The sequence below is a fragment of the Saccharothrix sp. S26 genome, assembly GCF_021390395.1.
Taxonomy (GTDB): Bacteria; Actinomycetota; Actinomycetes; order Mycobacteriales; family Pseudonocardiaceae; genus Actinosynnema.
The window spans coordinates 143,036-169,594 of sequence record NZ_JAJUWT010000002.1 but is presented as its reverse complement, the minus strand read 5'-3'; the positions used below and the strand labels follow the sequence as shown (position 1 = coordinate 169,594).

Annotated in this window: 26 protein-coding genes; 11 read left to right on the top strand and 15 right to left on the bottom strand. The window is 71.9% G+C overall.

All coding sequences use genetic code 11. From position 1 onward, the window contains the following. Window positions 1-33: 33 nt before the first annotated feature. Entirely contained in the window at window positions 34-1,578 is a 1,545-nt protein-coding gene (locus LZG04_RS03255) for an ABC transporter substrate-binding protein (protein WP_233812917.1), read from the bottom strand. 29 nt (window positions 1,579-1,607) lie between these two features. Between LZG04_RS03255 and LZG04_RS03250 the strand changes: the two genes are divergently transcribed. Both LZG04_RS03250 and LZG04_RS03245 read left to right on the top strand, forming a co-directional pair. Then, entirely contained in the window at window positions 1,608-2,387 is a 780-nt protein-coding gene (locus tag LZG04_RS03250) for a carbon-nitrogen hydrolase family protein (protein ID WP_233812915.1), read from the top strand. A 111-nt stretch (window positions 2,388-2,498) separates the two neighbouring features. Further along, window positions 2,499-3,437, top strand: coding sequence for a DUF2382 domain-containing protein (locus tag LZG04_RS03245; RefSeq protein WP_233812913.1), 939 nt, complete (start codon window positions 2,499-2,501; stop codon window positions 3,435-3,437). Between the two features lie 54 nt (window positions 3,438-3,491). Here LZG04_RS03245 and nadC read toward each other — a convergent pair whose 3' ends face one another. From nadC to nadA, 3 genes are read right to left on the bottom strand one after another with little or no spacing between them, the layout of a single operon-like run. Further along, the gene (nadC, locus tag LZG04_RS03240) at window positions 3,492-4,328 is read right to left on the bottom strand and encodes a carboxylating nicotinate-nucleotide diphosphorylase (protein ID WP_233812911.1); all 837 of its coding nucleotides are present in this window, start codon (window positions 4,326-4,328) and stop codon (window positions 3,492-3,494) included. Further along, window positions 4,325-5,947: an L-aspartate oxidase gene (locus tag LZG04_RS03235; protein WP_233812909.1), complete on the bottom strand. Its 1,623-nt coding sequence runs from the start codon at window positions 5,945-5,947 to the stop codon at window positions 4,325-4,327. Before LZG04_RS03235 ends, nadC begins: the two co-directional genes overlap by 4 nt. Further along, on the bottom strand, window positions 5,944-6,963 hold the full coding sequence (gene nadA, locus LZG04_RS03230; RefSeq protein WP_233812907.1) for a quinolinate synthase NadA: 1,020 nt from the start codon (window positions 6,961-6,963) through the stop codon (window positions 5,944-5,946). The genes LZG04_RS03235 and nadA overlap by 4 nt, the downstream gene beginning before the upstream one ends. Window positions 6,964-7,026: 63 nt before the next feature. On the opposite strand from nadA, the gene LZG04_RS03225 reads away from it, so the two are divergent. From LZG04_RS03225 to LZG04_RS03205, 5 genes are all read left to right on the top strand, one after another. Continuing rightward, window positions 7,027-7,716 carry an NUDIX domain-containing protein gene (locus tag LZG04_RS03225; RefSeq protein WP_308198929.1) on the top strand — a complete coding sequence of 230 codons (690 nt, stop codon included), beginning with the start codon at window positions 7,027-7,029 and terminating at the stop codon, window positions 7,714-7,716. Beyond that, window positions 7,713-8,390: an LON peptidase substrate-binding domain-containing protein gene (locus LZG04_RS03220; protein WP_233812905.1), complete on the top strand. Its 678-nt coding sequence runs from the start codon at window positions 7,713-7,715 to the stop codon at window positions 8,388-8,390. Before LZG04_RS03225 ends, LZG04_RS03220 begins: the two co-directional genes overlap by 4 nt. Window positions 8,391-8,421: 31 nt before the next feature. Then, window positions 8,422-9,156 (top strand): type I 3-dehydroquinate dehydratase, encoded by a 735-nt coding sequence (locus LZG04_RS03215; protein ID WP_233812903.1) that lies wholly within the window; start codon window positions 8,422-8,424, stop codon window positions 9,154-9,156. Between the two features lie 162 nt (window positions 9,157-9,318). After that, window positions 9,319-10,584: an MFS transporter gene (locus LZG04_RS03210; protein ID WP_233812901.1), complete on the top strand. Its 1,266-nt coding sequence runs from the start codon at window positions 9,319-9,321 to the stop codon at window positions 10,582-10,584. Next, window positions 10,581-11,342 carry a putative hydro-lyase gene (locus LZG04_RS03205; protein ID WP_374202783.1) on the top strand — a complete coding sequence of 254 codons (762 nt, stop codon included), beginning with the start codon at window positions 10,581-10,583 and terminating at the stop codon, window positions 11,340-11,342. The genes LZG04_RS03210 and LZG04_RS03205 overlap by 4 nt, the downstream gene beginning before the upstream one ends. Here the strand turns inward: LZG04_RS03205 and LZG04_RS03200 are convergent. From LZG04_RS03200 to bioD, 4 genes are all read right to left on the bottom strand, one after another. Further along, a complete protein-coding gene (locus tag LZG04_RS03200) occupies window positions 11,339-11,935 on the bottom strand; it encodes a DUF2567 domain-containing protein (RefSeq protein WP_308198928.1) in 597 nt (198 codons plus the stop codon). The genes LZG04_RS03205 and LZG04_RS03200 overlap by 4 nt on opposite strands. 40 nt (window positions 11,936-11,975) lie before the next feature. Continuing rightward, the gene (locus tag LZG04_RS03190; RefSeq protein ID WP_233812899.1) at window positions 11,976-12,185 is read right to left on the bottom strand and encodes a hypothetical protein; all 210 of its coding nucleotides are present in this window, start codon (window positions 12,183-12,185) and stop codon (window positions 11,976-11,978) included. Next, window positions 12,182-13,198, bottom strand: a complete 1,017-nt coding sequence (bioB, locus tag LZG04_RS03185; protein ID WP_233812897.1) for a biotin synthase BioB — start codon at window positions 13,196-13,198, stop codon at window positions 12,182-12,184. Before bioB ends, LZG04_RS03190 begins: the two co-directional genes overlap by 4 nt. Before the next feature lie 109 nt (window positions 13,199-13,307). Beyond that, on the bottom strand, window positions 13,308-14,024 hold the full coding sequence (gene bioD, locus LZG04_RS03180; RefSeq protein ID WP_233812895.1) for a dethiobiotin synthase: 717 nt from the start codon (window positions 14,022-14,024) through the stop codon (window positions 13,308-13,310). A 60-nt stretch (window positions 14,025-14,084) separates the two neighbouring features. On the opposite strand from bioD, the gene LZG04_RS03175 reads away from it, so the two are divergent. Both LZG04_RS03175 and LZG04_RS03170 read left to right on the top strand, forming a co-directional pair. After that, on the top strand, window positions 14,085-14,324 hold the full coding sequence (locus LZG04_RS03175) for a glutaredoxin family protein (protein ID WP_233812893.1): 240 nt from the start codon (window positions 14,085-14,087) through the stop codon (window positions 14,322-14,324). 1 nt (window position 14,325) lies between these two features. After that, window positions 14,326-14,994 (top strand): hypothetical protein, encoded by a 669-nt coding sequence (locus LZG04_RS03170; RefSeq protein ID WP_233812891.1) that lies wholly within the window; start codon window positions 14,326-14,328, stop codon window positions 14,992-14,994. Here LZG04_RS03170 and LZG04_RS03165 read toward each other — a convergent pair. The 3 genes from LZG04_RS03165 to dnaE all read right to left on the bottom strand — a co-directional run bounded on the left by LZG04_RS03165 (window position 14,974) and on the right by dnaE (window position 21,083). Then, window positions 14,974-16,242, bottom strand: a complete 1,269-nt coding sequence (locus LZG04_RS03165; protein ID WP_233812889.1) for an adenosylmethionine--8-amino-7-oxononanoate transaminase — start codon at window positions 16,240-16,242, stop codon at window positions 14,974-14,976. The genes LZG04_RS03170 and LZG04_RS03165 overlap by 21 nt on opposite strands. Beyond that, entirely contained in the window at window positions 16,229-17,461 is a 1,233-nt protein-coding gene (locus LZG04_RS03160; RefSeq protein ID WP_233812887.1) for a cytochrome P450, read from the bottom strand. Before LZG04_RS03160 ends, LZG04_RS03165 begins: the two co-directional genes overlap by 14 nt. 88 nt (window positions 17,462-17,549) lie before the next feature. Beyond that, the gene (dnaE, locus tag LZG04_RS03155) at window positions 17,550-21,083 is read right to left on the bottom strand and encodes a DNA polymerase III subunit alpha (protein WP_233812885.1); all 3,534 of its coding nucleotides are present in this window, start codon (window positions 21,081-21,083) and stop codon (window positions 17,550-17,552) included. Between the two features lie 155 nt (window positions 21,084-21,238). On the opposite strand from dnaE, the gene LZG04_RS03150 reads away from it, so the two are divergent. Then, window positions 21,239-22,150 carry an AsnC family protein gene (locus LZG04_RS03150; RefSeq protein WP_233812883.1) on the top strand — a complete coding sequence of 304 codons (912 nt, stop codon included), beginning with the start codon at window positions 21,239-21,241 and terminating at the stop codon, window positions 22,148-22,150. Window positions 22,151-22,156: 6 nt separating this feature from the next. Here LZG04_RS03150 and LZG04_RS03145 read toward each other — a convergent pair whose 3' ends face one another. Then, on the bottom strand, window positions 22,157-22,720 hold the full coding sequence (locus LZG04_RS03145; protein ID WP_233812881.1) for a TetR family transcriptional regulator: 564 nt from the start codon (window positions 22,718-22,720) through the stop codon (window positions 22,157-22,159). Window positions 22,721-22,818: 98 nt separating this feature from the next. Here LZG04_RS03145 and LZG04_RS03140 point away from each other — a divergent pair, with 98 nt between their 5' ends. Then, a complete protein-coding gene (locus LZG04_RS03140) occupies window positions 22,819-23,691 on the top strand; it encodes an oxidoreductase (RefSeq protein WP_233812879.1) in 873 nt (290 codons plus the stop codon). Window positions 23,692-23,699: 8 nt separating this feature from the next. Here the strand turns inward: LZG04_RS03140 and LZG04_RS03135 are convergent, their stop codons facing one another. From LZG04_RS03135 to lspA, 3 genes are all read right to left on the bottom strand, one after another. Beyond that, entirely contained in the window at window positions 23,700-24,914 is a 1,215-nt protein-coding gene (locus LZG04_RS03135) for a multidrug effflux MFS transporter (RefSeq protein WP_233812877.1), read from the bottom strand. A 107-nt stretch (window positions 24,915-25,021) separates the two neighbouring features. Beyond that, the gene (locus LZG04_RS03130) at window positions 25,022-25,957 is read right to left on the bottom strand and encodes an RluA family pseudouridine synthase (protein WP_233812875.1); all 936 of its coding nucleotides are present in this window, start codon (window positions 25,955-25,957) and stop codon (window positions 25,022-25,024) included. Then, on the bottom strand, window positions 25,954-26,538 hold the full coding sequence (gene lspA / locus LZG04_RS03125) for a signal peptidase II (protein WP_233812873.1): 585 nt from the start codon (window positions 26,536-26,538) through the stop codon (window positions 25,954-25,956). Before lspA ends, LZG04_RS03130 begins: the two co-directional genes overlap by 4 nt. Between the last annotated feature and the right edge of the window lie 21 nt (window positions 26,539-26,559).

The window sequence follows — 26,559 nt, the reverse complement described above, 5'->3', positions numbered from 1 at the left end:
CACTATCGCCACCAGCATGCAACAAGAACGGGCCTAGCGGGGCGTCCACTTCTCCAGGTTCCACCACGGGCCCCACGACAACGCGCCGTGCACGTGCGGGTCCACGACCTCCTGGTAGCCGTTCCAGTTCTCCCGCACCACGTACGTGTGCTGCACCGCGGCCAGGACGACCATGCCCGGCGCGGCCACGTAGGCCCGCTGGAACTGCCGGTACGCCGCCGCCCGCTGCGCCGGGTCCAGCAGCGTGCGGCCGGTGTCCAGGGCCGCGTCGACCTGCGGGTTCGAGTAGCCCCACGGGTTGGGCGCGTGCAACTGCCGGTAGGTCATCAGGTCCGGGTCGAACGGCGTGCCGCCGCCGTGCAGCAGGGCGTCCACGCCGAGCCTCGGCGTGATCGCGTCCCAGCCCAGCCCGGCCAGTTGCACGTCGATGCCGACGGCCTTGGCGTCCGCGGCGAACGCGGTGGCCAGGTCGGCGCGCACCACGTCGCCGATCGGGTACATCAGCGTGAACCGGGCGACCACGCCGTCCCGCGCCCGGAGGCCGTCCGCGCCGCGCACCCAGCCCGCCTGGTCCAGCAGCAGCTCGGCCAGCGCCTTGTCGTAGGGGAACTCCGCGCCGGGCTCCACGAACTCCGGCAGCGCGTCCGGCACCGGCGTGCTCGCCACCGTGCCCTTGCCGCCGAGCAGGTTGTCCACCATGCCCTTGCGGTTCACCGCGTGGTTCAACGCCATCCGGATCGCGCTGTCACCCGTCACGGCGCCACTCGGCAGCGTGACCGCGCGCAGGTCGGCGGAACGGTGGGTGATCACCCTCATGCCGTTCGCCCCGCCGAACGACGCCGCCAACCGGGGCGGCAGCTCCGTGCCGTCGAACTCGCCCGCCTGCATCCGCTGCGCCCGCGTGTTGTCGTCGGGCACGAACACCACGGTCAGCTTGCGGATCTTCGGCTCGCCGCCGAAGTACGACGCGTTGGCCTCCAGCACCATCCGGTCGCCCTTGCGCCACTCCACCAGCTTGTACGGGCCCGTCCCGACCGGTCGCACGTCGCGCAACGGCCCGCCGAGCGCCTCGCTGGGCAGGATGCCGAGCACCAGCGTGTGCGGGAACGCCGCCCACGGCCGCGCCAACGTGAACCGGACCGTGTGCTGGTCGAGCTGCTCCACGCCGGTCAGCTCCGCGTAGGCGGCCCGCTCCGTCGAACCGGACGCCGGGTCCAGCAGCGCCCGGTAGGTCGCCACCACGTCCTCGGGCCCGAACGACGTGCCGTCGGCGAACGTCACGCCCCCGCGCAGCTCGACGGTCCAGCTCAGCCCGTCCGGCGCGGGCGTGGGCGCCTCGGCGGCGAGCTGGGGCCGCACCGAGCCGTCCGCGCGGTGCTCCACCAGGCCGTCGTACAGCTTGGAGACGCCCTCGCGGCCGTAGCCGAGCAGCGGGTTCAGCGTGGTCGGCTCCAGCGGGTCGGCCAGCACGAGCGCGCTGTTGTCCGACGTGCCCTCGGCGCTCGGTGTCGTCGTGCCCGTGCACCCCGCGGCGGCGAGCACGGCGGCCAGGACGAGCGGGGGCAGGAGGGAGCGCACGAGACCCGACACTACCTAGAGTGGACCTCATGCGTGTCGCCCTGTGCCAGATCACCTCGTCCAGCGACCCGGCGGCGAACCTCGACCTGGTGCGCTCGCACACCCGCCGCGCCGCGGCCGAGGGCGCGCGCGTGGTGGTGTTCCCGGAGGCCACGATGTGCCGGTTCGGCGTGCCCCTCGGCCCGGTGGCCGAGCCGTTGGACGGCCCGTGGGCGAGCGAGGTGCGGACCGTCGCCGACGAGCACGGCGTGGTCGTCGTGGCGGGCATGTTCACGCCCGCGCCGGACGGACGGGTGGCCAACACCCTGCTGGTCACCGGCGGCGGCCACCACGTCGGCTACGACAAGATCCACCTGTTCGACGCGTTCGGCTTCGCCGAGTCGCGCACGGTCGCGCCCGGCTCCGCGCCGGTGGCCGTCGAGGTCGACGGCGTCACGTTCGGCCTGGCCACCTGCTACGACGTGCGGTTCCCGGAGCTGTTCCGGGCGTTGGCCGACCGGGGCGCGACGACCGTGCTGGTGTGCGCGTCCTGGGGCGCGGGACCGGGCAAGCGGGAGCAGTGGGAGCTGCTGGTGCGCGCCCGCGCGCTGGACTGCACGTCGTGGGTGCTGGCCTGCGCCCAGGCCGACCCTCGGGCCGACCACGGCGGCGCGCCGACGGGCATCGGCTTCAGCACGGTGGCCTCGCCGTTGGGCGAGGTGGTCGAGCAGTTGGCGGGCGAGCCGGGCCTGATCCTGACCGAAGTGGACACGGAGAGTGTCACGCGGGTGAGGGAAACCTTGCCGGTGCTGGCGAACCGCCGACTCTGAAGTTCTTTCGCGGGACGTTGCCTCACACGAACGGGTGGCGGCCGAATAGGTGGCCCTTCGCGCCGGGAAGCCTTCCCCGGGACGTACAACGACACGCGAAGGGACCCGGCCATGATCAATCAGGCCGAAGTGGACCGCCTGTACGACTGCGAAGTGATCGACGAGCACGGTGAGCGCATCGGCTCGGTGAAGCAGGTCTGGCTCGACGACCGGGACGGGCGGCCGATGTGGGCTTCGGTGCACACCGGCCTGTTCGGCCTCAAGGAGTCGTTCGTACCGATCCAGGACGCGACACTGGGCAACGGCGTCATCACCGTGCCCGTGGACAAGCAGCAGGTCAAGGACGCGCCGCGGATCGACGTCTCCGACGAGCACATGTCCGACAAGCAGCAGGACGAGCTGTACGCGTACTACGGCTTGATCCCCTCGCACCGCACCGGCGACCACGACCGGCTGCCGGGACGCGGGCGCGGCGAGACCAAGCCCACGCCCATGCCGGGCGCCGGCCGGACCTCCGGCCTGACCCGCGGCGAGATGCGCGGTGGCGGGATGCCCGGCGAGACCAGGCCCGAGGGCCGCGGCAACGTGCGCGGCCAGGCCGCCGCGGGTGAGACCGCCACCGGCCGACCCGTCGCCGACCAGACCGCGTCGGCCGGTCAGCACGGCCGCCACGAGGCGCGCGGCGACTCGGTCACCCGCTACGAGGAGGAGCTGGACGTCGGCACCCGTGACGTCGAGGCGGGCCGCGTGCGCCTGGTCAAGCACACCGTGACCGAGCAGAAGGACATCTCGGTGCCGGTGTCGCACGAAGAGGTGCGCGTGGTGCGCGAGCCCGCCGAAGGCGCGCCGACCGACCGCGCGTTCGCCGAGGAGGAGGCGGAGGTGACGCTGCGCCGCCAGGAGCCGGTGGTCGAGAAGAGGACCACGCCGGTGGAGAAGGTCCGGCTGGACAAGCAGACCGTGACCGAGCAGGAGCACGTGCGCGGCGAGGTGCGCAAGGAACGGGTGGACGTGGAGCGCGACGACCAGATCAAGCGGCGCGACTCCTGAACAGGGCGCGCCCGCGCCTGTGCCCCGGGCGCGGGCGCGCTCCCTCCCGTCCGGTCAGCGCAGGTCCAGGCCCAGGTCGAGCGCCGGGGCGGAGTGCGTGAGGCCGCCGACGGCCAGGTAGTCCACGCCGGTCTCGGCGTAGGACCTGGCCACGTCCAGCGTGAGGCCGCCGGACGCCTCCAGCGAGACACCGCCGGCCCGGCGCACCGCCTCCGCGCACTCGGCGGCGGTGAAGTTGTCCAGCAGCACGAGCTGCGCGCCCTCGGCGACGGCCTCGTCCAGCTGGTCCAGCGAGTCGACCTCGACCTCGCACGGCAGGTGCGGCGAGTGGGCGCGCACGGCCGCCAACGCCGCCCGCACCGAACCCGCGGCCCGCACGTGGTTGTCCTTGATCAGCACCGCGTCGCCCAGGCCGAGCCGGTGGTTGACGCCTCCGCCGCAGCGCACCGCGTACTTCTCCAGCAGCCGCAGGCCCGGCAGGGTCTTGCGGGAGTCGCGCACGCGTGCCTTGGTGCCCGCCACCTCGTCCACCCAGGCGGCGGTCAGCGTGGCGACCCCGGACAGGTGGCACAGCAGGTTCAACGCGGTGCGCTCGGCGGTGAGCAGGCCGCGCACCGGGCCGCGCAGCACCAGCGCGGGCTCGCCGGGCACGGCCTTGTCGCCGTCCCGGCGCCGCTCCAGCACCTCCACGTCGGTGACCTGCCGGAACACCTCCAGCGCCACCGGGATGCCCGCGAGCACACCGGCCGCGCGGGGCGTCAGCTCCGCCACGGCCACCGCGTCCGCGGGCACGGTCGCCTCGGTGGTCGCGTCCGCGCCGTAGCGCAGGTCCTCCTCCAACGCGGTCGCGATCACGCGACGCGCGTCGTCCAGATCCAGTTCCGGGTTCACGCCACTCCCCTCGCCACCACCTGGTCCGCCAGCACCGGCTGGCCGGACGGGTTGAGCCGGATCACCTGGCCGCGCTGCCACCGCACGTCGTCGCGCTCGGCGAAGTCGGTGCGCACGTGGCAGCCGCGCGACTCCTCGCGCTGCGCCGCCGCCGCGATCAACGCCCGCGCGGCCACGGTGAGCGCCGCGTCCTCGACCAGCCGCCTGCTGTCCAGCTCGCGGTCCACAGTGGACAGGTCGAGCACCGAGCCGACCACCGCCAGGCCCTCGGCGTCACGGCCGATCGCCGCGTACCGCGACATCACGCGCTGCAACGAGTCGCGGTCGGCGACCGGCGCGGTCGGCAACCGGACCACCGCCGACGCCGACGGCTTGGCCAGCACGCCCAGCGCCAGGTCCGCCGCGACCGCCTCGGCCGCCCGCGTGCCGACGACCAGTCCTTCGAGCAAGCTGTTGGACGCCAACCGGTTCGCGCCGTGCAGCCCCGTACGGGCCACCTCACCGGCCGCGTACAGCCCGGTCACCCCCGTTCGTCCGTCCACATCGGACACCACGCCGCCGCACGCGAAGTGCGCCGCCGGCGCCACCGGGATCGGCTCGCCCGACGGGTCGACGCCCGCCGCCAGACAGGCCGCGTGCACGGTCGGGAACCGGCGCGCGAAGTCGGAGATGCCCGTGGCGTCGAGGAACACGTGGTCGTCCACGCCGCCGGGCCCGCCCGCCATGTGCCGGGTGATCGCCGCGGCCACCACGTCGCGCGGGGCCAGGTCCTCCAACGGGTGCACGCCGCGCATGACCCGCGCGCCGGTCGCGTCGACCAGCACCGCGCCCTCGCCGCGCACCGCCTCGGTGACCAGCGGGCAGCGGCCACGCGCGCCGCGCCCGGTGTAGAGCACGGTCGGGTGGAACTGGACGAACTCGACGTCCGCCGCCACCGCGCCCGCCCGCAACGCCAGCGCCAGGCCGTCGCCGGTGGCCACCTCGGGGTTGGACGTGGCCTGGTAGAGCTGGCCGAGACCACCGCTGGCCAGCAGCACGGCGGGCGCGCTGAGCACGCCGGGCACGCCGTTGCCGTCCAGCACGAGCAGGCCGCACACCTGGCCGAGCGGCGTGCGCACCGCGTCCACCGCGACGTGGTTCTCCAGCACCGGCACCCGCCCGTCGGACGCCGCCGCCAACAGCGCGCGCTCGACCTCCGCGCCCGTCGCGTCACCGCCCGCGTGCACCACCCGGAACGCGCTGTGCCCGCCCTCCCGCGTGCGGGCCAGCCCACCGGTCGGCGCGGCGTCGAACACCGCACCGCGCTCGCGCAACCGCGCCACGGCCGCCGGCCCGCCCGCGATGATCGCCGCCACCGCGGCCTCGTCGCACAGCCCGGCCCCGGCGACCAGCGTGTCGCGCACGTGCGCGTCGACCGTGTCGCCCTCGTCGTGCTCACCGGGCAGCACGACGGCCACGCCGCCCTGCGCCCACCGGGTGTTGCCGTCCTCTTCGGCGACCTTGGTCACCACCAGGACCCGCAGCCCCAGCTCACGCGCGCGCAGCGCCGCCGTCAGGCCCGCCACGCCCGTGCCGACGACCAGCAGGTCGGCGCGGGCCTCCCACAGCGGCGTGCTCATTCCCCGCCGCCGGGCTGCCCGATCTCGATCATGCGCTGCACCGCGCCCTGCGCCCGCTTCGCGGTCTCCAGGTCCACGTGCACCTCGTCCTTGCCCTCGCGCAGCCCCCGCAGCAGGGCGGCCGGCGTGATCATCTTCATGTACCGGCACGACGCCCGGTCGTTCACCGCGCGGAAGTCGATCTCCGGCGCGGCCCGGCGCAGCTGGTGCAGCATGCCGATCTCGGTGGCCACCAGCACCGACTTCGCGCTGGTCCGCCGCGCGGCGGTGATCATGTCGCCGGTCGAGAGGATCTTGACCTTCTCCGCCGGGACGGTGCCCTCGCCCGCGAGGTAGAGCGCCGAGGTGGCGCAGCCGCACTCGGGGTGGATGAACAGGTCGGCCTCCGGGTTCGCGGCGGCGCGCTCGGCCAGCTCGGGGCCGTTGATGCCCGCGTGCACGTGGCACTCGCCCGCCCAGATGTGCAGGTTCTCCCGACCGGTCTCGCGCTTGACGTGCGCGCCGAGGAACTGGTCCGGCAGGAACAGCACCTCCTGGTCGGCCGGGATCGACCGCACCACGTCCACCGCGTTCGACGAGGTGCAGCAGATGTCGGTCTCCGCCTTCACCTCGGCCGTGGTGTTGACGTAGGACACGACGACCGCGCCGGGGTGCTCGGCCTTCCACGCGCGCAACTGCTCGCCGGTGATCGAGTCGGCCAGTGAGCAGCCCGCCCGCTCGTCCGGGATGAGGACCGTCTTGTGCGGCGCGAGGATCTTCGCGGTCTCGGCCATGAAGTGCACGCCGCAGAACACGATGGTGGACGCGTCGCTCGCGGCCGCGATGCGGCTGAGCGCCAGGGAGTCACCGGTGTGGTGGGCGATGTCCTGGATCTCGGGCAGCTGGTAGTTGTGCGCCAGGATGACCGCGTCCCGCCGGCGGGCCAGTTCCAGCACCTCCTCCCGCCATGCGGCGTCCGGCGCGATCCCGTCGTAGGCGCCGTCCGAGGTTCGCTCCACGTAGGCGGTAGCGACCATGGGTTCCTCCCTTGAGCCAGGTTTTCGCCTAACGGTCGAAAACGTCGCCGATACTATCAGCCGGTGGGACTGGCGGGACATGAGGTGCTGGCCGCGGTGCTCCAGGTGAGAGCCGGATCACTCCAGGTCATGCTGTGGCAACGCGCTCGGGAACCGCACGCTCACCGCTGGTCGCTGCCCGGTGGCGGGCTCGGCGGCCACGAGGACGTCGAGGCCTCGATCCGCCGTCAACTGGCCGAGAAGGTCGACGTGCGACAGTTGTCACACGTCGAGCAGTTGGCCGTGTTCAGCAACCCCACGCGGGTGCCCGGCCCCCGGGTGGTCGCCACCGCGTTCCTCGGCCTGGTGCCCTCGCACATCGACCCGGTGGTGCCGGCCGACACCGCCTGGCACCCGGTCGACGCGCTGCCCGCGACCGCGTTCGACCACGAGGCCATCTGCCGCCGCGCCCGCCACCGGCTCGCGTCGAAGCTGTCGTACACGAATTTGGGCTTCGCCCTGGCACCGCCGGAGTTCACCATCTCGGCGCTGCGCGCGCTGTACTCGGCGGCGTTGGGCTACCAGGTGTCGGCGACCAACCTGCAACGCGTGCTGTCGCGGCGGGGGCTGCTGGAGCCGACCGGCGGGACCGTGCAGCCGGGACCCTCCGGCGGCAGGCCCGCCGCGCTGTTCCGGTTCGTGTCGGGCGAGATGCGGGTCACCGATCCGTTCGCCGTGCTGCGGCCACCGTCCACCCGTAGCTTGGGTTCGTGACGACGACGCTCCCCCTCTTCCCGCTGGGCACCGTGCTGCTGCCCGGGGCGTCGCTGCCGCTGCACGTGTTCGAGCCGCGCTACCGGCAGCTGACCGTCGACCTGGTGACGGGCGCGGTGCCGGAGCGGACGTTCGGCGTGGTGTCGATCAAGCAGGGGTGGGAGGTCGGCGCGGAGAACGTCGAGACGCTGTCCGACGTCGGGTGCACGGCGGTGTTGCAGGAGGCGCGGCGGCTGCCGGACGGCCGGTTCGACTTGACCACCAGGGGCGGCAAGCGGTTCCGGCTGCTGGAGGTGGACGAGGGCAGCGCGCCGTACCTGGTCGCGTCGGTGCAGTGGCTGCCCGACACCGCCGCGCCGCCGGAGGTCGAGGCGGTGCTGCCGCTGCTGGCGGAGAGCGCCCGGGCGGCGCACGGGCGGTACCGCGAGGCGGCGTACCAGAGCGTGGGCAGGCCGCCCGGACCCGACACCGACCTGGCCGACCTGGCGTACGCGTTGGCCGGGGACTGCCTGTTGACGTTGGAGGACCGGCAGCGGCTGCTGGAGGAGACCTCGCCGGCGCGGCGGCTGCGCATGGTGCGCAAAGTGCTGCACCGCGAGGCGGGCATTCTCGACGCGTTGAGCGCCGTGCCCGCGCCGTTGTCGGAATTGGGCCACCTGCCTCATCGCAACTGACCACCCAGGTGCGCGGTGTAAGATCCGGCGAATGAATGACCTGCGCGCGCTGCTCGCACTCGACGTGCCCCTGATCGCGGTGAGTTTCTCCGACGACGACAGCGAGCGGGCGGCCGCGCAGGCCCGTTCGGCCGGGGTCGACGTGGCCGAATTGCGCATCGACCGGTTCTCCCGGACCGACGTCGGGCACGTGCTGGCGCAGGTCCGGGCATTCGAGGGGCTGCCGGTGCTGGCGACCGTGCGCTCGGCGGCGGAGGGCGGTGGGTGGAGCGGGGGCGAGGAGGCCCGGCTCGGCCTGTTCCGCGAGGTCGCGCCCCTGGTGGACGCCGTGGACGTGGAGCTGTCGTCACGGGGCATCGTGGCCGACGTGGTGGCCGCGGCGCACGCGCACGACGCGCTCGCGATCGTGTCGTACCACAATTTCGACCACACGCCCGACATCGGTGAACTCGATGCCGTCGTGCGTGGCGCGAAAGAGGTCGGTGCGGACATCGTGAAGATTTCCACGATGGCGACGGGGCCGGCGGACGTGAAAACGCTGGCGTCATTGTTGGTGAATTCCGGCGACACCGGGATGATCGTGATCGCGATGGGCGGGATCGGTACCGCGTCGCGCATCTTCTTCCCCGCGCTCGGCTCCCGGTTGACTTACACGTTCATCGGCCACCAGCCCACGTCGGGCCAACTCGACTACGCCGAGACGTCCGCGTTGATCCGCAAGTTCTACCCCGACTACGACCGGCGCAAGGGCGCGATCGACGCCTGAGCGTTCAACTCGGGGGTCCTGAACGTAGGACACGCACGTTCCGAACGTAGGACACGCGCGACGCGAGGGGACGACTCACGCGGTTGACGGATAGTGGGATTGTTCAACAATCCCCTACCATGGGGCCACGGCACATCCTCACGGCTGCGAGGTGACCCCGACATGAGCACCACGGACATCGACCCCACCAAGGAAGACCGAGGCCCGTTCGCCTGGTTCCACGCCCTGGGCCGCAACGGCAAGCGCGCGTTCGTCGGCGCGTTCGGCGGCTACGGGCTGGACGCCTACGACTACCAGGTCCTGCCACTGGGCCTGGTCGCCATCACCGCCCACTTCGGCATCACCACCGGCGAAGCGGGCCTGCTCAACACCGTCACCCTGGTCGTCTCCGCTCTCGGCGGCGCGATCGCGGGCGTCCTCGCCGACCGCATCGGCCGCGTCCGCACCCTGATGATCACCGTCGTCACCTACGCCGTGTTCACCGTCCTGTGCGGCTTCGCCACCAGCTACGAGATGCTGCTGGTCTGCCGCGCCCTGCAGGGCCTGGGCTTCGGCGGCGAGTGGGCGGCGGGCGCGATCCTCGTCGCCGAGTACTGCAAGCCGCGGTACCGGGGCCGCACGGTCGCGTTCATCCAGAGCTCGTGGGCCGTCGGCTGGGGCCTGAGCGTCGTCGTCTACACCGCCGTGTTCAGCTTCCTGCCGCAGGACGTGGCCTGGCGCGTGCTGTTCTGGACCGGGGCGATCCCCGCGATCCTGGTCTTCTACGTCCGCCGCAACGTCAAGGACGCACCGCGGGCCGAACGGGCGCTGGAGAAAGGCCCCGCCAAGGGCCGCGTCCGGGACGTCTTCCGGGGCGAGTTGGGCCGCACCACGCTGTTCGCCGCGCTCCTGGCCACCGGCGTCCAAGGCGGCTACTACACGCTGGCCGGCTGGGTGCCGACGTTCCTCAAGACCGAACGCGGCCTCAGCGTGGTCGGCACCGGCGGCTACCTGGCCCTGCTGATCAGCGGCGCGTTCGCGGGCTACCTCACCGGCGGCTACCTGACCGACCGGCTCGGCCGCAAGCGGACGTTCACCCTGTTCGCCCTGCTCAGCGCGGTCCTGATCGTGCTGTTCACCACCATCCCGGCCGGCGCGAACGGCCTGATCCTGCTGGTCACGTTCCCGCTCGGGTTCACCACGTCGGCGATCTTCAGCGGCTTCGGCTCGTTCCTCGCCGAGCTGTACCCGACCGCCCTGCGCGGCACCGGCCAGGGCTTCACCTACAACTTCGGCCGCGGCGTCGGCGCGTTCTTCCCCACCCTGGTGGGTTTCCTGGCCGGCAGCATGGGCGTCGGCGGCGCGATGATCTTCGGCGCGGTCGGCTACGGCATCGCCGTCCTCGCGCTGCTCGGCCTCCCCGAGACGAAAGGCGTGGAACTGCGATGACGACGATGACACCCGCGCAGGTGCGCGCCGGCCACGACGGTCCGACGGCCGGGCTCGCGGACGGGCACGCCCAGGCCAACCTCATCGCGGTGCCCGCGGACTGGGCCTACGACGTGCTGCTGTTCACCCAGCGCAACCCCAAGCCGTGCCCGGTCCTGGACGTCACCGACCCGGGCCGCACCTCGACGGTCCTCGCCGACGGCGCCGACCTGGCCCGCGACCTGCCGCGCTACCGGATCTGGGAGCACGGCGAGCTGGTCGACGAGCCGACCGACGCCTCCGCGCACTGGCGCGACGACCTGGTCGCGTTCCTCATCGGGTGCAGCTTCACCTTCGAGTCCGCGCTCAAGCGGGCGCACGTCCCGCTGCGGCACGTCGAGCAGCGGGTCAACGTGCCGATGTACGTGACCGACCGGGAGTGCCGCCCGGCGGGCCGCCTGCACGGCCCGATGGTGGTCTCGATGCGCTACGTCCCGGCCGACCTGGTGGAGACGGCGAGGGCGGTGACCGCGGTGATGCCCGCCGTGCACGGCGCGCCGGTCCACGTGGGCGACCCGGCCGCGCTGGGCATCGCGGACCTGGACCGGCCGGACTTCGGCGACCGCACCGTCCCGCACTACGGCGACGTGCCGGTGTTCTGGGCGTGCGGCGTGACGCCGCAGGCGGCCGTGATGGCGTCGAAGCCGCCGTTCGCGATCACCCACGCGCCGGGGCACATGTTCGTCACCGACGTGCCCGACACGGCCTACCGGCTCTAGCCGAGCCGCCGGCCGAGGTCGTCCAGACCGTTCCACGCGGCGAGGCAGCCGTACGCCAGCGCCGCGCCCAAGGGCCACGCCAGCACGCCCCACCACGTCTCCAGCACGGGGGCCAGGGCGACGACGTCACCCACCTCGGGCGCGGAGCCGACGGCGTACCGGCTGCCCGCCGCGCCGGTGCCGGTCAGCTGCGCCAGGTAGGCCGCCACGGCTCCGCCGAGCGTGGCCGCGAGCATCACCACGGGTCCGCGCCGCTCCCGCAGCAACCACACCGCGATGCCCGTGATCAGGCCCGCGCCCAGCCCCATCAGCACGAACAGCATCAGCCCGTCGAGCCGGTGGTAGCTCTCGCCGGTGACCGGGATCAGCGACCCGTCCTGCTGCGCGACGACGTTCTGCGGCGGCGCGAGCCGCGCCCACAACCAGCCCACGGGCAACCCGAACAGCGAGATCGCCGACAGCACGGAGAACGCGGGCAGCAGGTCGCGCTTCACCACGACCCGCGGCCGCTGCACCACGTAGTAGTACTCGAACGCCGGCGCGGGTGGCACCCGAACGGGCGTCGCCCGCTCGTCCACCGGTTGCTCCGCCACCCGACGACCTCCCTGCACCCGTGACCAGATGCAGGGCAGGTTACCGCGCGGAGGCGATCTCGCCGTGACGGCTGCACGTGGCCGTCCACCCGGCCGGTGTCACCTGCACCACCATCCGGCGCGCGCACTGCGCGCAGAACCGCGGCGGGTCGATCACGCCCAGCCGGGACGCGCACGCGGTGTGGTCGCCCTCCGCGCGCTCCTTGCCGCAAAAACCGCAGTAGGTCACCGCACCCAGCCCAGTCGTCACAGCGTCTTGCTCAGTTCCTTGATCGGCATGGACAGCTCGGTCAGCATGTCGAGGTCCTGCTGCGCCGGCCGGCCGAGGTTGGTCAGGTAGTTGCCGACGATGATCGCGTTGACGCCGCCCAGCATGCCCTGCTTCGCGCCGAGGTCGCCGAAGGTCAGCTCGCGGCCGCCGGCGAAGCGCAGGATCGTGCGCGGCAGGGCCAGCCGGAACGCGCCGACGGTCCGCAGCGCCTCCGGGCCCTCGACCACCGGGTAGTTCTCGTAAGGCGTGCCCGGGTTGGGGATCAGGAAGTTCAGCGGCACCTCGTCGGGCTCCAGCTCGGCCAGCTGCACCGCGAACTCGGCGCGCTGCTCCAGCGTCTCGCCCATGCCGATGATGCCGCCGCAGCAGACCTCCATGCCCGCCGCGCGGATCATCTTCAGCGTGTCCCACCGCTCTTCCCACGAGTGCGTGGTGACCACGTTCGGGAAGTGCGAGCGGGCCGTCTCCAGGTTGTGGTTGTAGCGGTGGACGCCCATCTCCACCAGCTCGTCCACCTGCTCCTGGGTGAGCATCCCCAGCGAGCACGCGATCTGGATGTCGTTGCCGTCCTCGCGGATCGCCTTGATGCCGTCGCGCACCTGGGACAGCAGCCGCTTGTCCGGCCCGCGCACGGCCGCGACGATGCAGAACTCGGTCGCGCCGGTCGCCGCGGTCTGCCGGGCCGCCTTCACCAGGCCGGGGATGTCCAGCCACGCCGAGCGCACCGGCGAGGGGAACTGGCCGGACTGCGAGCAGAAGTGGCAGTCCTCGGGGCAGCCGCCGGTCTTGAGCGACACGATGCCCTCGACCTCGACCTCCGGGCCGCACCAGCGCATCCGCACCGCGTGCGCCAGCTCCAGCAGCTCCGGGATGCGCTCGTCGGGCAGGCGGAGGACTTCGAGCACCTGCTCCTCGGACAGCCCGACGCCCTGCTCCAGCACCTGCTCGCGGGCAACGCCGAGGACATCGACCTGTTCGGGGGCTGCGGTCACGACTTCTCCTCGTCAACTCCGGCGGTGGTCCGCCGTGCAGTCTGCCGCACGGAACCGGGCCCGCCCCAGCGATGTGCGTCACTGGTTCGTTCCACCGGGGCCGAACGCGTCAGCAGGGGTGCGGAGCGGCGAACTTCTCCGGGTCGAACGTGCCGCCGAACCACGGCGACAGTCCTTCCCTGGCCCGTTCCACGAACTCGGCCCGGCCCAGCCCCGCCGCGCCGTCGGGCAGCACGCCCAGCAGCGGCGCGCCCGCGGCCTCCGGCAGGTCGACCAGGTTGGTGCGGCAGGCCAGGTCGGGCTCGGCGGGCCAACGGCCCACCACCACGCCGACGGACTCCAGGCCGCGCCGCAGCAGGGCCTCGGCGGTCAGCGCGGTCATGTTCAACGTGCCCAGGCCCGCGTGCGCGACGATGAGCACCGGCGCGTTGAGCGCCCACGCCGCGTCGGCGATGGTCGAGCCCGCGTCGTCGAACCGGACCAGCAGCCCGCCCGCACCCTCGACCAGCACGAGGTCGTGCGTCTCGTCCAGCGCCACGGCCGCCGACGCGACCTCGCTGGGGTGCAGGGTCGGCCGGCCGGACCGGCGCGCGGCCGTGGCCGGTGCCAGCGGTTCGGGGTATCGGCGCAGTTCACGCGTGGTGACGGGGCCGGCGAGGCGGACCACCTCGGCGAGGTCTCCCGGCTCGTCGTCGGCGACGCCGGTCTGGGCCGGCTTGAGCACGGCGACCCGTCGACCGTCGGCCGCGGCCAACGCCGCCAGGGCGGCGACGACCACGGTCTTGCCGACCTCGGTGCCCGTGCCGGTGATCACGAGGACGCTCACGGCCACTCACCCTAGGCGTATACGGAGCGTCGCGGTCCTCCGCGTTCTACAGTCACCGCTATGAGTGAGATCGTTCTCTACGGGGCGAACTGGTGCGGCGACTGCCGGCGGGCCAAGGCGTGGCTGCGGGAGCACGAAGTCCCCTTCACCGAGGTGGACGTCGAACACGACGAGGCGGCGCGCGACAAGGCGATCGAGATCGCCGGCGGGCGCAAGAACATCCCGGTGGTCGTGCTGCCCGACGGCCGCGTCCTGGTGGAGCCCACCGACACCGAACTCGCCGCCGCGGTCCACGGCTGACGTGGGCAAGAACGGCAGGCGCAAGCGGCGCCAGGCGGCGGCCCAGGTGCAGCGCAGCGAGGCCTGGGCCGAGGACTTCCGCGCGCGTCACGCCGCGCGAAGCGCGACCAGGCAGAAGCGGGCCGTCGCGGACAAGCGGCTGAACTGGTTCACCCGCCTGGGCAACGGGTCGCAGGTCCTCGTCGCCCTGGGCGGCATCACCGCCGTCGTGGTGGGTCACTTCGCGCTCTGGGGCGCCGTGCTGCCCGCCTTGGGCGCGGCGGTCGGCCGAGTGCCGGTGGTGTCCACGGTCGCCGGCTGGCTGTTCGGCGGCGGGGCCTTCCTGGCCTGGGGCGTCTACGCGATCAACGAGAAGACCGCCCGGCCCGCGACCGCGCAGGCGCTCGGCACCACCGCCTGGGTGTGGTCGGGGGTCGCCTGCATGATGGTGCCCTCCAGCTACGCCAACGACATCTCCCTGCCGGTGGACTTCTGGGCCGGCGCGTACGCGAGCGCGTACGGGGTGGTCGCCACGCCGCTCGCGCTCGGCGTGGTCGCGCTGGGCTGGTGGCTGCTGGTCAACAAGCTCGCCGGGCACAAGGAGGAGCCGAGCAGCCAGGCCGTCGGCTGGATCTGCGTCGGTTACGCGACCCTGCTGCTCGTGTGGGGCTCAACCCTGCTGCGCACGTGACGCCTCGGCGGCGGCGACCACGGCGGCCGCGATCGCGGCCACGTCGTCGTCCGTGCTGACGAACGGCGGCATGGTGTAGATCAAGTCCCGGAACGGCCGCAACCACACGCCCCGGTCGACGGCCGCGGCGGTGGCGGCGGCCAGGTCCACCGGGTGGTCCAACTGCACGACCCCGATCGCGCCGAGCACCCGCACGTCGCCGGGCGCGCCCGCCAGGCCCTCCCGCAACCCGGCCTCGATCCGCCGCACGGACGACCGCCAGTCCTGGCCCAGCAGCAGGTCGGTGGACGCCAGCGCGACCGCCGAGGCCAGCGGGTTGCCCATGAACGTCGGCCCGTGCGCCAGCACCGGCACCTCGCCGCGCGAGATGCCGTCGGCCACCCGTGACGTGCACAGCGTCGCCGCCATCGACAGGTAGCCGCCGGTCAGGGCCTTGCCCAGGCACATGATGTCCGGGCTGATCCCGGCGTGGTCGGCGGCGAACAGCTCGCCGGTGCGGCCGAAGCCGGTGGCGATCTCGTCGAAGATCAGCAGCACGTCGTGGGCCAGCGTCAGCTCGCGCAGCACGTGCAGGTAGCGCGGGTCGTGGAAGCGCATCCCGCCCGCGCCCTGCACCACCGGCTCCACGATGACCGCGGCCAGCTCACCGGCGTGCGCCTCGATCAGGTCCGCCAGCTCCTGCACGTACGCGGTCTCCAGCTCGCGCGGCGGAGCGGGGGCGAACACCTGCTCGGGCAGCACGCCCCGCCACAGCGCGTGCATCCCGCCCTCCGGGTCGCACACCGCCATCGGCTGGAACGTGTCGCCGTGGTAGCCGCCGCGCCAGGTCAGCAGCCGCCGCTTCTCCGGCCGCCCCCGCGAGCGCCAGTGCTGCAACGCCATCTTGATCGCGACCTCGACCGACACCGACCCCGAGTCGCACAGGAACACGTGCCGCAACGGTTCGGGCGTGATCTCCACCAGCCGCGCCGACAGCGCCACCGCGGGCTCGTGGGTCAGGCCGCCGAACATCACGTGGCTCATCCGGCCGAGCTGGTCGCGCACCGCCGCGTCGAGCACGGGGTGCCGGTAGCCGTGGATCGCGGCCCACCACGACGACATGCCGTCGACCAGCTCGCGCCCGTCGTCCAGCCGGAGCCGGACACCCTCGGCCGAGGAGACCACCAGCGGCTCGTGGGTGCCCGGCATCGGGCCGTACGGGTGCCAGACGTGCGCCTGGTCCAGCTTCAGCAGCTCATCGCGGTCCACGAGGGGTCAGGCTAACCGGCAGCGACTCCAGGCCGCGGATCAGCGTGACCGGCCTCCACCGCAGCCGGTCCTCCTCGGCGGTCACGGTGACGTCGAACCGGTCGAACAGCGACCCGATGGCGATCTCGCCCTCCATCCGGGCCAGCGGCGCGCCCAGGCAGAAGTGGATGCCGTGCCCGAACGCGAGGTGACCCGCCGTGTGCCGGGCGATGTCGAACCGGTCCGGGTCCGGGAACTTCGACCCGTCGCGGTTGCCGCCCGACAGCGACACCACCACGACGCTGTCTTTCGGGATGACCACGCCACCCAGCTCCACGTCCTCGTTGGTGTAGCGGAACGTGGCCTGGTTGACCGGGCTCTCGAAGCGCAGGACCTCCTCCACCGCGCCCGGCAGCAGCGTCCGGTCGGCGCGCAGCTTCGCGAGCTGGTCCGGGTGGCGCGCCAGGTGGAACACGCCGTTGGCGATCAGGTTGACCGTCGTCTCGTGCCCGGCGACCAGCAGCAGGAACGCCATCGCGATCAGTTCCATCGGGTTGAGCCGGTCGCCCTCGTCGTCGGCGTGCACCAGCGCCGAGAAGAAGTCGTCGCCGGGGTTGGCCCGCTTGTGCTCGACCAGCTCCGCCAGGTAGGTCGCCATGTTGGCGCCCGCCTGCTGGAGCGCCTGGGGGTCACCCGTGCCGCCGCCCACCAGGGCGTTGGACCACACGCGGAACTCGTCGCGCCGGTCCAGCGGCACGTCGAGCATCTCGCAGATGACCGTGATGGGCAGCGGGAACGCCAGGGCGTCGACCAGGTCGACGTCGCCCTTCTCCCCCGCCTCGTCCAGCAGCCGGTCGGTGATCTCCTGGACGCGGGGCCGCAGCTGCTCGACCCGGCGGGCCGTGAACGCCTTCGTGACCAGCTTGCGCTGCCGGGTGTGGTGCGGCGGGTCCATGTTCAGCATGTGCTGCACCAGGGCCTCGTCGAACTTCGTGGGCTCGTTGTGGACGAGCTGGTTGCGCTCCATCACCTCCGGGAAGCGCTCGAAGTGCTTGCTGAAGCGCGGGTCGGCCAGCGCCGACCGCGCCTCCTCGTACCGGGTGACCAGCCACGCCCGCGTGCCGCGCGGCAGCACGATCGGGCTGGCCGCCGCTTCCTCCCGCAGCCGGGCGTGGAACGCGTGCGGATCGGCGAAGTAGTCCTCGCCCAGCACGTCGAGACCGGCGATCTGCTCCCCCAAAGGGATCCCCTCCTCGTGTGAGTAAACCCTGTTCACTCAAACGATCCGAGGCATCCTCTTGTCCCCGCTCGCGGGCTTTGTCACCCGATCAGCCCAAGCACCCCGGTCCGAGCAGAGCCTTCAAATCACCCATAAGGGACGGGGTGGGAGTAACCCGAAGGGCGTCATCCAGCTTGAGCAACGTGTTGCGGCTGCTGTTGATGACCAGGTTCAGGTGCACCTCGGTGGTGCCGGGGTGCGCGGAGAGGACCTCCTTCAACGACGTCACCAGCTTCGGGTCGCAGCGCGAGGCCGCCACCTTGAGCTTCAACGCCTGCGCGCCCAGCTCCGACAGGTCCGGCACGACCAGGTCGTTGGCGATCAGCGAGATCCGGTCCTCCCGCTTGGCCACCCGCGCCTTCACCAGCACGATCGCGTCCTCCGCGACCGACATGCCGTGGACCATGTAGCTCTTGGGGAAGAACAGCACCTCGATCCCACCGGCCAGGTCCTCCAGCTGCGCCGACGCCCACGGCTCGCCGTTCTTGTTCACCCGGCGGGTGACCGAGGCGAGGATGCCGCCCAGCGTGACCTGCGTGCCGTCGGGCACGTCGCCTTCCAGGATGCGCGGGATCGTGGTGTCGGAGTAGGAGCTGAGCACCTGCTCCACGCCGTTGAGCGGGTGACCGGAGACGTACAGGCCCAGCATCTCCCGCTCCAGCGTGAGCTGGTGCTTGGACTCCCAGTGCTCGTCGGGGATCTTCACGTCGAACACCGAGGCGCCGTCACCGTCGCCGCCGCCGTCGCCGAACAGGTCGAACTGACCGCGCGCCTCCTCCTTCTTGGTCAGCATGATCGCGTCGACCGCCTCGACGTGGACCATGTGCAGGCCCTTGCGCGGGTGGCCGAGCGAGTCGAACGCGCCCGCCTTGATCAGCGACTCGACGACCTTCTTGTTGCACGCCTGCACGTCGACCTTGCGCAGGAAGTCGGAGAAGTCGGCGAACTTCCCCTTCTCCTTGCGGGTCTTGATGATCGCGTCGACCACGTTCGCGCCGACGTTGCGGATCGCGCCCAGGCCGAACCGGATGTCGTCGCCGACCGCGACGAACTCCCGCTCCGACTCGTTGACGTCCGGCGGGAGCACGGTGATGCCCATCCGGCGGCACTCGGCCAGGTAGACGGCCGACTTGTCCTTGTTGTCCGAGTTCGTGGTGAGCAGGGCGGCCATGTACTCGCCCGGGTAGTTCGCCTTGAGGTAGGCCGTCCAGTACGCGATCAGGCCGTACGCGGCGGAGTGCGCCTTGTTGAACGCGTAGTCGGCGAACGGGACCAGGATGTCCCACAGGGTCTTGATCGCCTCCGGCGAGTAGCCGTTGGCGATCATGCCCGCCTCGAAGCCCTCGTACTCCTTGTCGAGGATCTCCTTCTTCTTCTTGCCCATCGCGCGGCGGAGCAGGTCCGCTTGGGCCAGCGAGTAGCCCGCCACCTTCCGCGCGATCGCCATGACCTGCTCCTGGTACACGATCAGGCCGTAGGTCGTGTCCAGGATCTCGGCCAGCGGCTCGCGCAGCTCCTCGTGGATCGGCACGATCTCCTGCTGCTTGTTCTTGCGCAGCGCGTAGTTCGTGTGCGAGTTCGCGCCCATCGGACCCGGCCGGTACAGCGCGATGACGGCCGAGACGTCCTCGAAGTTGTCCGGGCGCATCAGGCGCAGCAGGTCGCGCAGCGCGCCACCGTCGAGCTGGAACACGCCCAGCGTGTCGCCGCGGCCCAGCAGCTCGTAGGTCTTGCGGTCGTCCAGCGGCACGGTCGAGATGTCGACCTTGCCCTTGCCGTTGAGCTCGATGTTCTTCAGCGCGTCGTCGATCGTGGTGAGGTTGCTCAGGCCGAGGAAGTCCATCTTCAGCAGGCCGAGCGTCTCGCACGTCGGGTAGTCGAACTGGGTGATGATCGACCCGTCCTGCGGGCGCATCCAGACCGGGATGTGGTCCGTCAGCGGCTCCGCGGACATGATCACCGCGCAGGCGTGCACGCCCGCGTTGCGGATCAGCCCCTCCAGGCCGCGGCCGGTGTCGATGATCTCCTTGACCTGCGGGTCGGTCTCGTACAGCGCGCGCACCTCGGCGGCCTCGGAGTACCGCTTGTGCGCCGGGTCGAACACGCCCGACAGCGGGATGTCCTTGCCCATCACGGCGGGCGGCATGGCCTTGGAGATGCGGTCGGCCACCGCGTAGCCCGGCTGCCCGTACAGCACGCGGGCGGAGTCCTTGATCGCGGCCTTCGCCTTGATCGTGCCGAACGTGATCACCTGGGCGACCTTGTCGACGCCCCACTTCTCGGTGACGTACCGGATCACGTCACCGCGCCGGCGCTCGTCGAAGTCGATGTCGATGTCGGGCGGGCTGACGCGGTCGGGGTTGAGGAACCGCTCGAAGATCAGGCCGTGCGCCAGCGGGTCGAGGTCGGTGATGCCCATCGCGTACGCGATCAGCGCGCCCGCGGCGGAACCACGGCCGGGACCGACGCGGATGCCGTTGGCCTTGGCCCAGTTGATGAAGTCGGCGACCACCAGGAAGTAGGACGGGAAGCCCATCTGGAGGATGACGTCGATCTCGAACTCGACCTGCTTGCGGTGGACCTCGTCCACGCCGTCGGGGAACCGGCGGCGCATGCCCTCCCAGACCTGCTCGCGGAAGTAGTCGGCCTCCGTCATGCCGTCGGGCACTGGGTAGCGCGGCATCAGGTTCTGGAAGGCGAACATGCCGGTCGTGTCGACCTTCTCGGCCACCAGCAGGGTGTTGCGGCACCCCTCCTGCCAGGCGTCGGAGGAGTCGATCGCGCGCATCTCCTCGGGCGACTTCAGGTAGTAGCCCGTGCCGTCGAACTTGAACCGGCTGGGGTCCTGCAACGTCTTGCCGGTCTGCACGCACAGCAACGCCTCGTGCGCCTCGCGGTCCTCGGCGTAGGTGTAGTGCGAGTCGTTGGTCACCACGAACGGGATGGTGAGCTTCTTGGCGATGTCCAGCAGCCCGTCGCGGACCCGGCGCTCGATCTCGATGCCGTGGTCCATGAGCTCGACGAAGAAGTTGTCCGCGCCGTAGATGTCGCGCCACTTGGCGGCGGCCTCCAAGGCCTCCTTCTCGTGGCCCAGGCGCAGCCGGGTCTGCACCTCGCCGGACGGGCAGCCGGTGGTCGCCATCAGGCCCGCCGAGTGCGTGGAGATCAGCTCGGAGTCCATCCGGGGCCACTTGCCGAGCTGGCCCTCGGTGGAGGCCCGGCTGGACAGCTTCATCAGGTTGTGCAGGCCCTCGTTGGTGCGGGCCCAGATCGTCTGGTGGGTGTAGGCGCCGCTGGCGGAGACGTCGTCGGCCTTCTGGCCGGGGTCGCCCCACAGCACGCGCTTCTTGTTGAAGCGCGAGTCCGGGGCCATGTACGCCTCGATGCCGATCACCGGCTTGATGCCCGCGGCGGTCGCCTGCTTGTAGAAGTCGTAGGCGCCGTACATGTTGCCGTGGTCGGTGATCGCGGCGGCGGGCATGCCCATCCGCTCGCACTCGGCGAACATGTCCTTCAGCTTCGCCGCGCCGTCGAGCATCGAGTACTCGGTGTGCACGTGGAGGTGCACAAACGAGTCGGACACCCAAACCCCCCTGAAGATCGCAGCGGGCCCGGGACAGAGCGCGGGCAAGACGTCGGCGAGCCTATCCCGAAAACTCTCCGTGGTCGGGAACAGGGGCCTGCGTGTCGCCCGGGGCGATGGCGCGGAGATCGCCGCAGACGGGTAGCGTTCGAGGTGTGGTAGCGCCGGACCCCGTCGACGCCCGTCTCCTGGCCATGATCGCCGAGATGGGCCGTGCCGCCGTGCACGAGGTGGCCGCACGGCTCGGCATGGACCCGCGCGAGGCCGCCACCCGGCTGATCACGTTGTCCGGCAGCGGGTTGCCGCTGCTCGTCGGCGTGGAGTGCGACCCCAACGGCATCCGCAAGGCGCTGGCCAACAGCGTGGCGTGGGGCAACTACTCGGGCCCCGGCGGCCAGGCCGTCCGCGGCACGCCGAGCGGGCCCTACCCGCCCGCGCCCGGTCCGGCGCACGGCACGCCGTCGGGCTCCTACCCCGGCTACCCCGTGCCGCAGGGACCGCCCAGCACGCCGTTCCCGGCGCAGCCCGGCACCGGACCGCAGCACGTGCCGTCCGGCCCGGTGCGCGTGCCCGAGCCGATCAGCACGTGGGGCGTGCCCGGCACGTCCGGCTGGGCGCGCGGCGACCAGGCACCCGCGCCACGCGCGCGGACCGGCAAGATCGGCAGCACGCTGGAGACCGAGGGCCTGGAGGGCGCGCGGTTCACGATCCAGCTCGTCGAGGTGGTCGACCCGGCGGACTTCCTGTTCACCGCGGCGGGCTACAAGCTGGCCGACGGCGAGCGCGCCGTGGTGGTGCACACCGAGCTGTCCAACATCGGGCAGGTGCCGTTCAACGCGCTGCCCGACATGTACCTCGTGCTGATGACCAACAAGGGCGAGACGGTGAGCAAGGCGCCGGTGTCGCTGTCGTCCCGGCCGCCGCACAAGATCGGCGTGCAGCCGGGCGAGACGGCGGGCGGGCACACGGTCTACGTGCTGCCCGAGGACACCGTGATCTTCTCGGTCCGCTGGAGCTCGCGCCCGGAGACCGACCTCAACACCCTGGTCTGGACGATCGACGACTGACCGCGGTCAGTCCCGCAGGATCGCGGCCACCGCCTCCACCACGACCTGCCGCCGCCGTTCCCGGGTGATCCCGGCGGCGTGGCCGGCCATCTCCGGGGTCATCGAGCCCCACAGCGCGGACAGGTGCACGACCAGCGCCAGCAGTTCCACGGGCGTGAACCGGGCCGTGAGCAGGCCCTCGTCCTGGGCCTTCGCGATCGCCGCGAGCTTGTCGTTCGTGCTCGCCACCACGACCTCGACCGCCGCGTAGCCCTCGCCCTCCAGTCGGTACCACTTGGCGAGCCGTTCCTTGACCGGGTTCTCGGTGAAGCGGTCGAACAGCCGGCCCGCGTACTCGGGCAGGTCCGCCGGGTCGATGGGCGCCTCGCGCAGGGTGTCGCGCGCCAGCTCGCTCAGCACCGCGTCGAACAGGCCGTCCTTGTTGGTGAAGTAGTGGTAGATCTGCGCCTTGTTGCTCTTCGCCGCGGCCGCGATCCGGTCGACTCGCGCGCCCGCGATGCCGTGTTCGGCGAACTCCGCGGCCGCCGCGTCCAGCAGCCGCCTCCGGGTCGCCTCCGCGTCGCCAGCCATGCGCGTCACGCTACCTGACTAACCGTCTAGTTGACGGACCGGGGCAGGCGTGCTTCCCTGGTGACAGCAGCTAACCAACTAGTCAGTTAGGAACCGTCATGAGCAAGGTCTTCCTCGTCACCGGCAGCTCGCGCGGCCTCGGCCGGCAGCTCGCCGAGAAGGCGCTGGCCGCGGGCCACCTCCTGGTCGCCACCGCCCGCCGCCCCGAACAGCTCGCCGACCTGGTCGAACGGCACGGCGACCGGGTGCGCGCGGTGGCGCTCGACGTCACCGACCCGCGGGCCGCGCGGTCGGCCGTGGACACCGCGGTGGCGGCGTTCGGCCGGCTCGACGTGGTGGTCAACAACGCGGGCTACGCCAACTCGGGCTCCGTCGAGGACACACCGGACGACGACTTCCGCGCGCAGGTCGACGCCAACCTGTTCGGCGTCGTCAACGTCACCAAGGCCGCGCTGCCCGTGCTGCGCGAGCAGGGCTCCGGTCACGTCGTCCAGGTGTCGTCGGTCGGCGGCCGGGTCACCACGCCGGGGCTGTCGGCCTACCAGGCCGCCAAGTTCGCGGTCGGCGGCTTCTCGGAGGTGCTGGCCAAGGAGGTCGCGCCGCTGGGCATCAAGGTGACCGTGCTGGAGCCGGGCGGCATGCGGACGGACTGGGCGGGCGCGTCCATGGCCGTCCACCCCGTGTCCCCGGCCTACGAACCGACCGTCGGCGCGGTGAACGCGTTGCGGACCACGCTCATGGCGCGGGCGGCGAGCGACCCGGCGAAGGTCGCGGACGTCGTGCTGCGGGTGGTCGACCTCGACGAGCCGCCGGTGCGCCTGCTGCTGGGCAGCGACGCCGTGCGGTTCGCCGAGCAGGTGGAACGGGCCCGTGCCGAGTCCGACGCGCGGTGGCGCGCGCTCTCGGTGTCCACCGACTACGACGACCTCACCGAGGACGGCCTGGACCCGCTGGCCACGCTGAAGGGCTGAGCGGTGCGTCAGGCCGGGGCGGGCGTCGGTTCACCGTCGCGGGTGATGCCGACGTCACCCCTGGTCAGGATCGCGAACGTGAGCACGGCGAGGATCGTGGACCCCGCCATCACGGTCACCATCGGCAGCACGCTCGCCGAACCGCCCGCGCCCACCAGCGGGGCCATCAGGCCGCCCACCAGGAACGTGGTCACGCCCAGCACGGCCGACGCGCTGCCCGCCGCCTCCGGGTGCCGCGACATCGCCAGCGAGCCGGCGTTGGGCATGAGCAGGCCGACGCTCATCGTCAGCACGAACAGCGGCGGCAGGAACGTCGCCAGCCCTCCGCCCACGAGGCCGCCGACGAGCAACCCCACCCCGCCGGTCGCCGCGCCGGCCAGGCCGATCTTGAGCAGCGGGCGCGGCATGATCCGGCCGGTCAGCCTGGTGTTGAGCAGCCCGGCCAGCACGATCGCCACCGAGTTCGCCCCGAAGACCAGGCTGAACTGCTGCGGGCTCAGCCCGTAGACGCCCTGGAGCACGAACGACGCCCCGGCGACGTAGCCGAACAGGGAGCCGAGCGCCAGCGCCGACGCCACCGCGTAGCCGACGAACTTGCGGTCGGCCAGCAGCCCGCCGAACACCTTGATCGTGAGCAGCAGGTTCGCCGGGCGGCGCTTGGCCTTCGGCAGCGTCTCCGGCAGGCCGACGGCCAGCGAGATCAGCAGCGCCAAGCCGATCAGGGCGAGCGCGACGAACGTGCCCCGCCAACTGGTGAACCGCAGCAACTGGCCGCCGACCACCGGGGCGATCACCGGACCCAGGCTGTTGACCAGCATGATCAACGACATGAACCGGGCCATGGCCAGGCCCTCGAACCGGTCGCGGGCCACCGCCATCGCCACCACGAACCCGGCCGCCACGCCGAGCCCCTGGAGCAGCCGCAGGCCGGACAACGCGAGCGCCCCGGGCGCGACCGCGCAGAACAGCGAGATCACCACGTAGCTGCCGATGCCGACCAGCAACGGCCGCCGCCTGCCCCACGAGTCCGACAGCGGACCGACCAGCAACTGCCCGATCGACAACCCGATGATGAACGTGGTCAGCGACAGCTGGATCTGCGACTCCGTCGCGCCGAAGTCCTCGGCGATCGACGGGAACGCGGGCAGGTACGTGTCGATCGAGAGCGGCCCGAGCAGGCACAGCGTGCCCAGCAGCGCCACCAGTCGGGATCTGTTGTCCATCCGCCATCCCTCACGCTCGTCTGGCAAAAGCTTCGCAAGCCAAACGACCGGGGGAAAGCGATATGGCACAGGTCACGCGATCAGCGCAAGACTTTCGGCCGAAAAGGTCAGTAACCCTCTGCCCGCAACAGTTCCAGCGCGTTCGCGAGGTCTTCGGGGTACTCGCTGGTGAACGACACCCACTGGCCGTCGGCCGGGTGGTGGAAGCCCAGCGTGCGGGCGTGCAGCCACTGCCGCGTCACGCCCAGGCGCTTGGCCAGCACGGGATCGGCGCCGTAGGTCAGGTCGCCGACGCACGGGTGCCGCAGCGCCGAGAAGTGCACCCGGATCTGGTGCGTGCGACCGGTTTCCAGGTGCACGTCGAGCAGCGACGCGGCGCGGAACGCCTCGACCACCTCGTAGTGCGTGATGCTGGGCTTGCCGTTCGCCATCACGGCGAACTTGTAGTCGTGCTTGGGGTGGCGGTCGATCGGCGCGTCGATGGTGCCCTTGATCGGGTCCGGGTGGCCCTGCACGAGCGCGTGGTAGAGCTTGTCGACCGTGCGCTCCTTGAACGCGTGCTTCAACGCCGAGTACGCGCTCTCGCTCTTGGCCACCACCATCACGCCGGTCGTGCCGACGTCCAGCCGGTGCACGACGCCCTGCCGCTCGGCCGCGCCCGACGTGGCGATCCGGATCCCGGCCGCGGCCAGGCCGCCCACCACCGTGGGACCGGTCCAGCCGGGGCTGGGGTGAACGGCCACTCCGACCGGCTTGTCCACCACGATCACGTCGTCGTCCTCGTGCAGGACGATCAGGCCCTCCACGGGCACGGCCTGCACCTGCACCGGTCGTTCCGGCTCGGGGAGGGTGACCTCCAGCACGGAGCCCGCCACCAGGCGGTCCGACTTGCCCGCGGGCTGCCCGTCGAGCACGACGTCACCGGCTTCGGTCAACGCCGCGACCACCGTGCGGGACAGGCCGAGCAGCTTGGCCAGGCCGGCGTCGACCCTCATCCCGTCCAGCCCGTCCGGGACGGGCAGGGTCCGGTAGTCGCCGGTCATGCGCCCGCCTTCTTCTCGCTGGTCTTCTTCTCCACGCGGGTGCCGTCGTAGTCGCGCTGGAGCAACGCCATCAGCACGATCACGCCGCCGCCCACGCAGATGGCGGAGTCGGCCAGGTTGAACACGGGGAAGAAGTTGCCCCACGGGTCGAGCACGGAGATGAAGTCGACCACGCCGCCGCGCAGCGGGCCGGGCGCGCGGAAGATCCGGTCGACCAGGTTGCCCATCGCGCCGCCGAGGACCAGGCCGAGGCCGATGGCCCAGCCGACCGACCGCAGCCGGCGCGCGATCCACAGGATGAACACGACCACGCCGGTCGCGATCAGGGCGAGGATCACCGTCCAGCCCTCGGCCAGGCCGAACGCGGCGCCGGTGTTGCGGATCAGCGGCAGGTAGAGCAGGCCGCCGAACAGCTCGATCGGCTCGCGCCCCTCCAGGTTCTCCACCGCGATGATCTTGGTGACCAGGTCGAGCGCCAACACCAGCGGCGCGATCACGGCCAGCAGCAGGACCCGTCGCTTGGGCAGCGGTGCGTCCGGCTGGTCCGGCGTGTCCGGCTCGGTGTTGGGATCGGTGCTCACCGGGCCATTGTCCAGCATCGG

Excerpts from the sequence above, each read along its gene's own strand:
- LZG04_RS03250 (WP_233812915.1), top strand. The coding sequence starts at position 1,608 with ATGCGTGTCGCCCTGTGCCAGATCACCTCGTCCAGCGACCCGGCGGCG.
- LZG04_RS03245 (WP_233812913.1), top strand. The coding sequence starts at position 2,499 with ATGATCAATCAGGCCGAAGTGGACCGCCTGTACGACTGCGAAGTGATC.
- LZG04_RS03235 (WP_233812909.1), bottom strand. The coding sequence starts at position 5,947 with ATGAGCACGCCGCTGTGGGAGGCCCGCGCCGACCTGCTGGTCGTCGGC.
- nadA (WP_233812907.1), bottom strand. The coding sequence starts at position 6,963 with ATGGTCGCTACCGCCTACGTGGAGCGAACCTCGGACGGCGCCTACGAC.
- LZG04_RS03215 (WP_233812903.1), top strand. The coding sequence starts at position 8,422 with ATGAATGACCTGCGCGCGCTGCTCGCACTCGACGTGCCCCTGATCGCG.
- LZG04_RS03210 (WP_233812901.1), top strand. The coding sequence starts at position 9,319 with ATGAGCACCACGGACATCGACCCCACCAAGGAAGACCGAGGCCCGTTC.
- LZG04_RS03205 (WP_374202783.1), top strand. The coding sequence starts at position 10,581 with ATGACGACGATGACACCCGCGCAGGTGCGCGCCGGCCACGACGGTCCG.
- LZG04_RS03175 (WP_233812893.1), top strand. The coding sequence starts at position 14,085 with ATGAGTGAGATCGTTCTCTACGGGGCGAACTGGTGCGGCGACTGCCGG.
- LZG04_RS03145 (WP_233812881.1), bottom strand. The coding sequence starts at position 22,720 with ATGGCTGGCGACGCGGAGGCGACCCGGAGGCGGCTGCTGGACGCGGCG.
- LZG04_RS03140 (WP_233812879.1), top strand. The coding sequence starts at position 22,819 with ATGAGCAAGGTCTTCCTCGTCACCGGCAGCTCGCGCGGCCTCGGCCGG.
- LZG04_RS03135 (WP_233812877.1), bottom strand. The coding sequence starts at position 24,914 with ATGGACAACAGATCCCGACTGGTGGCGCTGCTGGGCACGCTGTGCCTG.
- LZG04_RS03130 (WP_233812875.1), bottom strand. The coding sequence starts at position 25,957 with ATGACCGGCGACTACCGGACCCTGCCCGTCCCGGACGGGCTGGACGGG.